Raw genomic sequence first — 12,079 nt, 5'->3', positions numbered from 1 at the left:
AGTTAAATTATAGAGTGGCAAATTGTTCGCCGTTTTTTATGCCAAAAGCGAGCAATTTATGCCCACTCATAAATCCTTCGTCTGTATAGACCGTATTAATTCGAAGTTGTGTGTTATTATAACATTGTATAATAAGTCCGTTATTTTCATTTATTTCTAAAATGGTACCTGGAGTTTTGGAGTTATTTGTAGCGGTATGGGTTTGAGAAACTTCTAAAATGCGGATATTCAGACCATTCCATTGTGTATAAGCTCCTTTGTTCCATGGATTGCATGCATTTACTAAAGCCTGAATTGATTTTGAATCTTGATGTTCCCATTGAATAGTTACATCCGTAATCGTAGGTTTTTTGTAATAGCTTGCCAGCCTTTCATCTTGCGGTAAACCTTTATTATTATGGTGTAATAAAGTAAAAAGTTCGGGTAAGATATAGGAAGCCAGATATGATAAATTAGTACAAAGCATTCCGTAAGTTAAATCAGCATGTAACGGAAGTGTCTTTTTTAAAATTACTTTTCCTTTATCGATTTCTTTTTCAACTGCGTGAACAGAAATTCCAGTCTCGCTTTTTTGTTTTCTTATAGATTCAAAAACAGGATCAGCTCCGCGCATTTCGGGTAATAATCCATAATGAAAATTGTAAAAAATATCAGGATTTTTCTCTATAATATCTTCCGGAATTTTCCATGGAAAAGTCATTGTGAAGATATTTTTTAGATTTGGAATTCTGGTAATTTCCTCTAACTGAATTTTTAGTTTAGCCTTTTCAATCCAGATTAAACTAATACCTGTTTTTGCCGCAAAAAGTGAACAAAATGCTTTTACATCTTCATTGTCTGTAGGGACTCCAATAGTATGAAGACGGCCAAGACTGTGAAGCGTTTGGATAGCTGGAAAAGCTAGTCTATTATTGCATAAAACTACTATGTCGCGTATTGGATTCATGATTCTAAACAAGGATAAGAGTTAAACCAAGAATTTGTAGTTTCATTTCGAAGGGCTAAAACATGATAATGAAGTCTCTCGCGTTCTTCTTCAATATTTTCAGCTATAGAAATATGATCTAATTGACAATTTCCAGTTTCTTCATTTTTAGTAACTGTTGCATAATATATAGGTGCTTCTGAAGTTCTCGTATGCGGATTCATATATACTTTTCCTCTAGGAGAATTAATCACGATTTCATCTAATGAAAGACCATTTAATGCTTCAATAAACAAAGCAGCTTCCCATCCTAAAAGAGAAAACACATTCGCTTTTTGATCTTTAATATTTTTCATTGTAGAAACAAAATCTTCATTTTCTTCATTGGAAGTATTAGTTGACCAAGGAATTGCACAACTCCAGTTGTAGCCTGGGTAAGGAATTTTACTCATCCAAAATTCCTCAGCAGTAAAACCGCTTCCGTAGGTTTTGCGGGAAGCAATGTTTTTCAATTTAGCAGATTCTCTAAAGAAATCTTCTGCCATATCACCACAAAAAGATGTGAATACAGATACATCCTCATTTTGTTCCAGAAATTCCTCTAATGGCTGAAGGTTAAAATCGGTACGCTGCAAAGCTGTAACATGATTATAACTAATCATCGCCCCATTATCTTCAACAGCAGTAGAAAACGAATAAGGAGATCGGTAACCTGCATCATAAAATGAACAAGTAAAGGCAAATTTATTTTGCCCATCTTCAATAGCTTTGCGTACAATGGCACGTGAGCATAAAGTACCTTCTAAAGAAATAAAATAAACGTTAGATAATTTTTTATCAAAGGACTGAAAATGATAACCGCTGTCTAAAACAATCAATAATTTATCAGAACTTTCAAAAAGAGGCTGTATAAATTCGGCGGCAATAGGATTTATGTAGGCAATTATAATATCTGTACCATTTAATAGCAGTTGTTCGCAACATTCGTGAATTTCCTTATTGTTGCCTCCAACTCCTATACTAGCAGTTACAATTTCATGGTTTTTATCAATACCAATTTTCTTTAAGGCAGATTTAAATCCATCCATAATATCAAAAGACATTGAAGGGTAAATGACAGATCGAGTTAGTAGTAAAGCTATTTTCATAAATTTTTCATGCATTTTTTTAACAAACTCCCCATTAACAATCGTTAATGGGGAGTTGTTTTAATTCCTAGATGGATAAATTCCTTGAATACATATAATGTAATTCAAACCTAAAGAAGGTTGTTGAATTGACATAGGCTGATTTCCTCCCGCAATCCCAACCGTTATAGAAGGATTGATACTTCTCAAATTGCCGTCGGGTGTTTGATCAGAATAAAGACCAGCAATAGAAGCCAAGTAGGCATCTTCGGGAGAACCCGTATCACCAGCATCAGCAAGCGCTTTTATTTTTATTTGGCTTAATGATGCATGGGTATGCATTGGTAAATTAGTAATAGTTGCTGTTATTGTATTAGATCCCATTTGACCTCCTAAAGGGAATTGAGTAATACCAGAAGGAACTCCGGTTCCCGCAGGAACACGACCTCTAAAATCTGGTAATGCAAAATTTGTTACTCCGTTGCCTCCATAAGTAGTACCTAAAAGACTGAATAAAGCTTGGTTTGTTGATATAGATAAAATTTGTCCATAACAAAGTGCCCATGTTCTTGGTGCAAAATTTGCTGCAAATAGACGTATTTCTGACATTGTTCCTTCCATAATTTTTTTAGATTTAGTTTCTACTTGGGAAAATACCTTCTATGCAAATAATATAATTAGTAGAAAGATAAGGTTGAATAATAGAAAATGGTATATTGCCACCAGTAGCAGAAACTGTAAGTGTAACAGTTTGTGGTTTTAAAGCACTGTCTTGTGCGGCAGATGAATAAGCATTAGTAAGTCCAGCTAAAACACTATCAGTAGGAGCTCCAATATTTCCTGCACCTTTATATACTGGAATAGCAAGAGAACCTGTACCCACATGAGTATGCGCAGGCATTTGATTTGTAGTCATTGTTGTCGATTCTGTACCTATAACTTGTCCCAGAACTATTGGACTTAATCCAGGTCCTTGTCCTGTACCAATAGGAACACGTCCTCTTAAATCAGGAATATTAAACGTAGTAACCCCATCACCTCCATATGTGGTGCCAATTAGAGCATATAATGCATCATAATTAGAAATAGGTAATTGACTGCCATTACAAAAAACCCAGCCTCGTGGCGGGAAATTTCCGGCGAATATGCGTATTTCTGATAAATATCCTTCCATATCAATAATATCTTTTGGTTGTTAGTTGTAATTCATTTTTACTAATTTCTCGCTGGAAAAGATCCATACATACAAATGATATAGTTAATACCAATAGTAGGCTGCATTATTGAAAGAGGTTGACCCAAACCAGTTGGTGTTAGTGTAACAGTCAATGAAGCTGGTTTTAAATCATCTTCTCCTGGAGATGTGCTATTATACATATTAGCTACACTGGCAAGAATGTTTCCATCAGGGGTATTTGCATTTCCTCCGTCTCCAATTGCAGGAATAGCTATAGAAGCCGTGCTGCCATGGGTGTGCAAAGGTAGATTTGAAGTTAATAAAGTAACATTATTTATTCCGCCGTTTTCGCCCAAGGTGTAATTGGATGTTCCTGGTCCAGTGCCAGTTCCTATTACTATACGTCCTCCGAGATCAGGCAGTCTAAAATTGCTTGTGCCATTACCGCCATAAGTAGTCCCTAGAATTGCGAATAAAGCAGTATTTGCTTGTATGGCAATGATTTGTCCGTTACAGAAAGCCCAGTTTCTAGGTGCAAACGTTGCCGCAAAATGGCGAATTTCTCCTATAGTTCCATCCATAGTTTAATTAGTTAAAAGTTAGTTATTAGGTTTTTTTTCGATTTTGTCAGGCTTGGTTACAGTTTAAAAGGCCTTGACATGGTTTAAGATTTGCTAATTTACTGTATATAAGTATTTTAAAAACAGGTATTTCTACGTGATTTTAGTAAAAACAATGTACTACTTCTGCTCTTAATTACTGGTATACAGCTGTTATCAACCTTAAGCAGTGTTAAAATTAGATTTCTAATAGCTTAAAAAGGAAAAATATGTCATGAAGCGGATTTTTATTGTCACGAAATTTCCTTTGCCTTCTAAATTTAAATCTTATAGGATGGAATTATTTTAGAAATTAACTAACCTTTCTAAAGCTATCACATTCTTAAATGTTTTTGAAGAAATAACTTAGCAATAAATCGGAACTAATAAAAAAACTGCTGTAAATTCTACTCTCACTTTTGATGAAAATAGAATTTACAGCAGTTTACAAGTGGTATAAAAGGTTTCGATAAAACAAACCTTTTAAAAATTAGGAATCATTATATTAATTAAGACGAATGGTCATCGATTATATTCTGAACGCTTTTAATAAATATTTCGGTATTTTTCATTTCGTCTTCAATATAAATATCATATTGCATTAACTGAAATTGATCGATCATGTCTTTTTTGAGATACTTAATCATAGATTCGATACTTCGTGTATCATTTTCATGCTGTCTTTTTAACTCACGCTGCTTACTTTCGAGATACGCTAAAGTCTTTTTTAATCTTTGAATGTTTATTTTATCCACAATTGAATTTTTTCTATTAATAATGGAATACGCCGATCTACTGCGTATTGGTTGATTACACATACGATTAAATAAATAATTTAGTTTTTGGATGTTGCAAATCTATATCTATTTAGAACAAATACAAATAATATGATTTGAAACACAAGAAGAATTTTTCAACCTTATTGTTGATAAGTCGTAAAGCACTAATAAATAAGCCCCTTCGCCGAAAATGAGGACTATAGATGTTCATTTTTCAATTGAAAGAATACTCTGAAAAATAAATTGTATTAGTCAAAAAAGTGGCTATAAAAATAGAATTGAAACCTAAACTTTCAGGCTCTTAATATGATTTCGATGTGCAATTCCCCATTTAATCATTTCAGAAATTATTGGGCCAAAAGATTTACAATATGGAGTCGATTCATAGAGAATAGGGATTAAAGCATCTGGATCTTCGGTTCTTTTTACAAGATTATTCAGCTCCATATCCTTTAATTCTTTTGACAACATTCGAGAAGTGATTCCAGGAATACTTTCTTTAATGTCCTTGAAACGATGGTTTCCATTACAAATTGAATTGATAATGGGCAGTTTCCATTTTCCACCCAAAACATACAATGTATCCTGAAGTGCCTGAAATTCCTCTTTCTGATTTCTTGTGTTTTTGGTCATAAAAATGGTAAAATTAAGTTTAACTGTCTAAACTTTTCAATTAAGAAAAAGTTATTGCTTTGCATATTTTTAGCAGTTCAGTAGTAATACAAAAATATAAATAAATCATAAATAATTGCATTTATGTATTTAACTACGTAGTTTTGTACTATAAAAAATAATATAAAAATGAAAGCAGTAATTACACCCATAGCAAACGAATACGAAAACGAAGCCGCCAATTTAATAATCAATATTCAGCAGAAAGAATTCAATGTGCCCATTACCTTAGAAGATCAGCCGGATTTATTCAATATTCAAAACTTTTATTACGCGAGTGGAGGTGGATTTTGGGGCGCTTTTATAGATGATGAATTAGTGGGAACCATCGCTTTAATAAAATTTGAAAAGCATAAAGCAGCCATTCGAAAAATGTTTGTAAAGAAAGAATTTCGTGGAAAAGAATTTTCGATTGCACAGAAATTATTAGAGACTTTAATCGAATATTGCCGAGAAAACCAAATCGATGATTTATATTTGGGAACCATTACAAAACTAGAAGCTGCGTTGCGTTTTTATGAAAAAAATAATTTTGTTCGAATTGAAAAACAAACCTTGCCCAAAGATTTCCCTGTAATGGCGCCAGATAATGTTTTCTGTCATTTAAACATAAGAAAATAAAGATGAATATAATAGACGAATCAGGAATACTAGCCATTTCGACACGATTACAGCGTTTAAGCGAACAACTGAGAAAAGACGGTGCGTTGGTTTATAAATCATACGGTATTGACTTTGAGCCGAAATGGTTTCCCGTAATTTATACGCTTCATCATAAGGATACTTTAAGCGTAGTCGAAATTGCAAATGAAATTGGCTATACACATCCATCGACCATAAGTTTACTTAAGGAATTGGAAAAATTAAAACTGATTCGATCTAAAAAAGATAAAATTGACGAACGTAAAAGACTTATTCAGTTAACTTCAAAAGGGCAGGAGTTAGTTTTGCAAATGAAACCCGTTTGGGAGGTCATGAAAAGTGCTTTAAGTGAAATCACCGATAATCAAAATAATTTGTTGAAAGCGATCGAAGAAGCCGAAAACAAAATCATGCACCAAAGTTTTTTACAAAGAGCTTTACAACTAAAAAGTGAAGGCGAGTAGTAAAAAAAAAGCGATCTATTAGGATCGCTTTTTTATTGTAATAGTTTAGTTTGAAAATGATACTTAAGAATGATAAACTCAACATGCTCCAAAAACTACTCCATTTGAATTTACAGCATTCCCAAATCTCATTTTATACATGTACGATAAGTTTTATTTTATGGATTCCATGAAAATTTAAAAAATCCATTATTTAACATTACTTTCACTTTCTTTTAATTACATCAGCTTTCCGAAATATTTAGGATGAAAATAATTTTATAAGCTAAATTGATATTTATGTATCTTTATAAAATAAAATTATAAAATGACTATTCAGCAGTTAAAATATATTGTGGCACTCGACGAGGAACGTCATTTTGCAAGAGCAGCCGAAGTCTGTATGGTGACACAGCCAGGTCTTACCATTCAGTTAAAGAATCTAGAAGAAGAAATTGGAATCAAGATTTTCGACCGAAACAAAGTACCACTGACACCAACACAATTAGGAACTGAAATTATCACCAAAGCCAAAAAGATTCTGCGGGAATTAGATGAAATTAGGGATTTTGTCGTGAACGAGAAAAATGTATTGGAAGGAGAATTGAAGCTCGGCATTATTTCAACCTTATCACCATATCTGATTCCGTTGTTCATTCAAGCCATGAAAGAAGCGGCTCCCAAAGTTCATTTCATTATCAAAGAAGGTTATACCGGGCATTTAATGAGGGATTTAGAAACCGGTGCAATTGATGTGGCTATAATGGCAACGCCAACAGGAAATCCTAATTTAATTGAACATGTTATTTTTAAAGAACCTTTTGTAGCCTATTTGAATCAATCACACCCAATGGCGAATGATGAATTTTATGAAATGCAGCCTGGAGATAAAACCGAATTATTATTACTCCATCATGAATATTGTTACAATGCACAGCTTCTGGATATTTGCGGATTAAAATCATCAGACAAGATAAAAGAACAATTTACATATGATATTAACTCCATCGAAACCTTAAAAAATCTAGTTCGCGCACATTTGGGATTTGCCATCATACCAAAGCTTTCGACAATGAATGAAGCTGTCGGGCTTTTCAAGCCTTTTAAAGAACCAGTTCCCGTAAGAGAAATAAGCCTTGTAGTTTCTGATTCGTTCTCAAAGAAATTGCTTCTCGAAAAAATGAATGAAGCTATTTGGAACTGCCTTCCCGAATCACTCAAAAAAGATTTTTCCTATAGAAAAATACGCTGGAACGATTCACCTTATTTTATTAAAGCCGTCAGCAAGGTTTCTTAAAATTCCAATCAAAAAAATTCCAATCAAAAAATTCCAAATTCCAAGTTAGATACTAATTGGAATTTGGAATTTTATCTTTGAGTTTTCCCTAAAATCGTTTAGAGTTTGGAATTTTTGTATTGAAATTTATTTTTTCAAAACAGATGCCTCAATAATCACATTTGCGACTTTTTCTGGCTGTGAAATAAAGACTACGTGACTTCCCTTTATTTCTGTGATTTTTGTATTCGAACGTTTGTACATGGCGTGCTGAATACTCGGAACAATACTTTTATCTTCAGTTGCTACAATTCCGTAAGATGGTTTGTCTCTCCAAGCAGCTTTTGTAATAGGCGTTGTGAAACCTTTAGCATAGAAAGTACCTTGCGAAGCAAACATAAAATCAGCATCTTCCTTGCTTAAATCACCTGCAAAACCTGCATGAAATTTTGCTTTGTCATAATAAGCAATTCCTTTATCATCTGGAGCCAAAACCCCATTTTCTGGAGCAGGAGGTGCAGTTTGTAACCATTGAACAGAGTTTTCTCCATTATCAGGCTGTAACGCTGCTACATAAACCAAAGCGGCTACTTTTGGATGATTTCCAGCTTCGGTAATTACAGTTCCACCCCAAGAATGCCCCACTAAAATGGTTGGTCCATCTTGTTTGTCAAGAGCTAAATTTGTGGCTTTAACATCATCTTCCAAAGAACTTAACGGATTTTGAACGATCGTTACATTATATCCTTTTTTAGTCAAAATTTGGTACAAACCTTTCCATCCAGAACCGTCTGCAAAAGCACCGTGAACCAATACAACGTTTTTAATTTGAGGAACTGTTTTTTGAGCGTTTACATTTGCTGTTGTAAATAATAAAGTAAGAATTAGTGCTCCCAATGCTAAATAGCTTTTATATAGTGTTTTCATGTGTAAAAAAATTAGATTATTTGATTAAAAATTTAGATTGAATTCCAAATTCCAATTTCTCCAAAGATTTGGAATTTGAAATTTCCATATTGGAATTTAATTAAGTGTAACAGTTAAAGTAATTTCAGTGTTAAGCAATTTTGAAATAGGACAAATTTCCTTTGCTTTTTGAGCTGTTTTTTGAAAATCCTCTTCAGAGATTCCAGGAACTTTCCCGGTAAGTTCTAATTGGATTAAAGTAATTGTTCCATCTTCAAAAGTTACTTTAGCCGTTGTATCTAAATCTTCTGGTACAAAACCAGCTTCAGATAATAAAAAGCTTAACTGCATGGTAAAACAGCCAGAATGTGCTGCTGCGATTAATTCTTCAGGATTAGTTCCAACACCTTGTTCGAAACGAGTTTTAAATGATAATTGTGCATTATCTAAAGTTGTGCTTTGTGTACTAATGGTTCCTTTTCCTTCCATTCCTGTACCTTTCCAATTTGCATTTGCTCTTCTTGTAAATTTCATGATTTCTATTTTTTAAGATTAATTTTTTAATGTTTCAAATCATTTCTTTGATTTTGATGAGACAAAGTTATGGTGATGATGTTTATTAATCAAATTAATAATTTTTAGTAGTTATAAAAATAATTTATAATTATTGATTTTATTGACGCGAACCAATATTGTGAAGGATAACATTTTTTACTTCTAAATTTCAATGGTACAAATAATGAGTGATGAATTCCTTATTATTTGGTTTCAAGTTAGAATTTGCAACCAAGTAAATGACTGAATTTTAGATTTATATGTTCTGTGAATTTAATTTTATTCGAAACAATTTTTATAAGACAATCGGATAAATAAAATTTAAATGAATAACTTAACTTTTAGATGTATGAAAAATGCTTTTCTAATTATTATAGTTTGTTTGAGTACCGTTTTGTTCTCCTGCAAAAAAGATAAAGACCAGATAATTGCAGCCGCCGAAAAATCGGACACGGTCAATTCTAAATTAATTGCCGATAATGGCTGGCCGCGCGAAGCCGAAAATAACGGTACAAAACTCGTTTATTATCAGCCTCAGATTGATGACTGGAAAGATTATAAAGAACTTACAGGCAGATTGGCTTTTTCGCTGACACCAAAAGATGGAAAACAAGTTTTAGGCGTGGCTTCTTTAAAAGCTGAAACATTGGTCGATAAAGACAACCGAAGCGCTTTTATTAAAAACCTTCAAGTAACTGATGTACGATTTCCTGCTTTGGATGAAAAGAAAATTCCCGAAATGGAAAAACTATTTAAAGAAACACTGCCACAAAGTGGAGATCCTATTTCGGTTGATCGTATTTTGGCTGATTTAAGTCAAACCAAAAGTCCGCCAAAAGGAATTACAGCTAAAAATGATCCTCCAGCCATTTTTTTCAGCACCAATCCTTCGATTTTGCTTATTGTGCAGGGAGAACCTGTTTTAGTTCCAATTGACAAATCGGATATACAATATGTAGTGAATACAAACTGGGATTTGTTTTTTGATAAAACGGCAAAAGATTATTATCTCTTGGTTGATAACATCTGGCTGACTTCAAAAAATATTGAAGGCAAATGGACAAAAACGACAAAACTCCCTTCGGGTTTAAATAATCTTCCATCGGAACAAAATTTTGATGATGTCAAAAAAATGATTCCGCCTCCATCTTCTGGGAATGCTCCAGAAGTTTTCTACAGCAATAAACCTGCGGAATTAATTGCCGTAAACGGAAATCCGAAATTCATTAATATTAAAGGAACCAAATTGATGTACATCGACAATACCGAAAATGATGTTTTTGCCAATGAAGCTGATGGACAATATTATGTATTATTATCAGGAAGATGGTTTAAATCGAAAGAATTAACAGGACCTTGGTCGTATGCCGGAAATAATCTTCCCGCCGATTTTGCTAAAATTCCGAAAGATTCGCCACGTGCCAATGTATTGTCGTCTGTTCCCGGAACACAAGAAGCTAATGATGCCGTAATGTTATCACAAGTTCCTACAACGGCTATTTTGAAGAAATCCGATGCGGAAGCCAAAGTAAAAGTAACGTATGATGGTGGCACAGCTCAGTTTAAACCAATTGAAGGTACAAAAATGCAATATGCAAGTAATACGCAGGAAAAAATCATCAAAGTAGGCGATTTGTATTATTTATGTTTTCAGGCGGTTTGGTTTATGTCGACAAGTCCAAACGGACCTTGGAAAACTGCCGATTCTGTTCCGAAAGAAATTTATACCATTCCGCCAAGTTCTCCCGTATATAATGTGACGTATGTAACCCAAACCACAACCGATACTACGGTAGAAAGCAGTTCAACGGCGGGTTATTTGGGTGCTTTTATAATTGGTGCTACTGTTGGAGCGATATTGACGTATGGTACAGGATGGTATTATCCGCCTTATGTGTATTACGGCGGATTGTATCCAATTTATCGTCCGTGGCCGTATGCGTACGGAGGCGGAGCCGTTTACAATCCGTGGACGGGTGGTTATGCGGCCGGAAGACGTGTTTACGGACCATATGGTGCGGCAGGAACTTCGGCTTGGTACAATCCCGCAACGGGAAGATACGGACGTTCTGCAAGTGTGCAAGGATGGTACGGCGGTCGTACGGCGGCAAGTACCTATAATCCGTGGACAGGAAATTACGCCAGAACCAATCAAGGTCATAATGCCTATGCACAATGGGGACATTCGGCAGCGACAAACGGAAACCAATGGGCACAAACGGGGCATATCACAACCCGACGCGGAACCGCAGTGGCATATCAAACCTCAGGCGGAAAAGAAGGTGTAATTACACATCGCCGTGGTGGAGGAACGACTGTTCGCACCAATAACAATTTATACGCAGGCCATGACGGACATGTATATAAAAGAGATGCAAACGGAAATTGGAGTCATTACAACAACGGAAATGGTGGCTGGACGCAAGCAGGAACTTTAGGTTCTACAAAAAAATCCGGTGAAGCAATTCAAAACAGACCGAATCAAGGACTTGGTGCCAATGGAGCAGGAGAGAAGATCCAACGTGATAACCTGCCAAAAAATCAAAATCTAGGAGGTGAAACCCGATTAGCCGACAGAACACAAGGTAATAATTTCAACAGACCAGAACAAACCCTCGGACAACCTAACAAACCTCTCGGCGAAGCCGGCCGACCTGATATTACAAACGATCTTGATCGCTCTGCTTTTTCAAGAGACCGCGGTGAATCGCAAACCCGAAATTTTCAAAACTTCCAGCATCAAGGTGGTTTGGGTGGCAGTGGCTTCCGTGGCGGAGGGGGCTTTAGAGGCCGAAGATAAAAGTAAAGGTTAATTATATTTTGAAAAATCAGGAATGGTGTTTTATGCATGCCAGACCTGATTTTTTTTGAATATAAGTTGAACGTTAATTGTAAAAAATAGCTTTTTTGATACTTTAAGGTTTTCCTCTTTTCACTTCCGTTTATATTCGATATTTTAGCGCTTTATAAAATATCAG

At 34.7% G+C, this 12,079-nt stretch carries 13 protein-coding genes; 4 read left to right on the top strand and 9 right to left on the bottom strand.

The genetic code is table 11. From position 1 onward, the window contains the following. Window positions 1-7 precede the first annotated feature (7 nt). The 7 genes from P2W75_RS15530 to P2W75_RS15500 form a co-directional block, all read right to left on the bottom strand. Complete coding sequence (locus tag P2W75_RS15530) at window positions 8-946, bottom strand: formyltransferase family protein (RefSeq protein ID WP_276381168.1); 939 nt, start codon at window positions 944-946, stop codon at window positions 8-10. Beyond that, window positions 943-2,073 (bottom strand): ABC transporter substrate-binding protein, encoded by a 1,131-nt coding sequence (locus P2W75_RS15525; protein WP_276381167.1) that lies wholly within the window; start codon window positions 2,071-2,073, stop codon window positions 943-945. Before P2W75_RS15525 ends, P2W75_RS15530 begins: the two co-directional genes overlap by 4 nt. A gap of 60 nt (window positions 2,074-2,133) precedes the next feature. After that, on the bottom strand, window positions 2,134-2,673 hold the full coding sequence (locus P2W75_RS15520) for a phage tail protein (RefSeq protein WP_207295945.1): 540 nt from the start codon (window positions 2,671-2,673) through the stop codon (window positions 2,134-2,136). 13 nt (window positions 2,674-2,686) lie between these two features. Continuing rightward, a complete protein-coding gene (locus P2W75_RS15515; protein ID WP_276381166.1) occupies window positions 2,687-3,226 on the bottom strand; it encodes a phage tail protein in 540 nt (179 codons plus the stop codon). Between the two features lie 41 nt (window positions 3,227-3,267). Then, window positions 3,268-3,810, bottom strand: a complete 543-nt coding sequence (locus tag P2W75_RS15510) for a phage tail protein (RefSeq protein WP_207295947.1) — start codon at window positions 3,808-3,810, stop codon at window positions 3,268-3,270. Window positions 3,811-4,337: 527 nt separating this feature from the next. Next, the gene (locus tag P2W75_RS15505; RefSeq protein ID WP_207295948.1) at window positions 4,338-4,583 is read right to left on the bottom strand and encodes a hypothetical protein; all 246 of its coding nucleotides are present in this window, start codon (window positions 4,581-4,583) and stop codon (window positions 4,338-4,340) included. Between the two features lie 309 nt (window positions 4,584-4,892). Next, window positions 4,893-5,240, bottom strand: coding sequence for a helix-turn-helix domain-containing protein (locus tag P2W75_RS15500; protein ID WP_207295949.1), 348 nt, complete (start codon window positions 5,238-5,240; stop codon window positions 4,893-4,895). Between the two features lie 168 nt (window positions 5,241-5,408). On the opposite strand from P2W75_RS15500, the gene P2W75_RS15495 reads away from it, so the two are divergent. From P2W75_RS15495 to P2W75_RS15485, 3 genes are all read left to right on the top strand, one after another. Next, window positions 5,409-5,900, top strand: coding sequence for a GNAT family N-acetyltransferase (locus P2W75_RS15495; protein ID WP_276381165.1), 492 nt, complete (start codon window positions 5,409-5,411; stop codon window positions 5,898-5,900). 2 nt (window positions 5,901-5,902) lie between these two features. Beyond that, a complete protein-coding gene (locus tag P2W75_RS15490) occupies window positions 5,903-6,385 on the top strand; it encodes a MarR family winged helix-turn-helix transcriptional regulator (protein ID WP_207295951.1) in 483 nt (160 codons plus the stop codon). Window positions 6,386-6,692: 307 nt separating this feature from the next. Then, complete coding sequence (locus tag P2W75_RS15485) at window positions 6,693-7,661, top strand: hydrogen peroxide-inducible genes activator (RefSeq protein WP_276381164.1); 969 nt, start codon at window positions 6,693-6,695, stop codon at window positions 7,659-7,661. A gap of 126 nt (window positions 7,662-7,787) precedes the next feature. Here the strand turns inward: P2W75_RS15485 and P2W75_RS15480 are convergent, their stop codons facing one another. After that, window positions 7,788-8,567 (bottom strand): alpha/beta hydrolase, encoded by a 780-nt coding sequence (locus tag P2W75_RS15480; RefSeq protein ID WP_276381163.1) that lies wholly within the window; start codon window positions 8,565-8,567, stop codon window positions 7,788-7,790. 96 nt (window positions 8,568-8,663) lie between these two features. Further along, entirely contained in the window at window positions 8,664-9,080 is a 417-nt protein-coding gene (locus P2W75_RS15475; protein ID WP_276381162.1) for an OsmC family protein, read from the bottom strand. Between the two features lie 370 nt (window positions 9,081-9,450). On the opposite strand from P2W75_RS15475, the gene P2W75_RS15470 reads away from it, so the two are divergent. Next, window positions 9,451-11,901: a hypothetical protein gene (locus tag P2W75_RS15470; protein ID WP_276381161.1), complete on the top strand. Its 2,451-nt coding sequence runs from the start codon at window positions 9,451-9,453 to the stop codon at window positions 11,899-11,901. Window positions 11,902-12,079: the final 178 nt, after the last annotated feature.

Origin of the sequence: Flavobacterium sp. H4147 (assembly GCF_029360735.1) — a bacterium.
In the GTDB taxonomy this organism is placed as follows: domain Bacteria; phylum Bacteroidota; class Bacteroidia; order Flavobacteriales; family Flavobacteriaceae; genus Flavobacterium; species Flavobacterium endoglycinae.
Note: the sequence above shows the minus strand (reverse complement) of the source record. Positions and strands in the feature narration are given on the sequence as shown.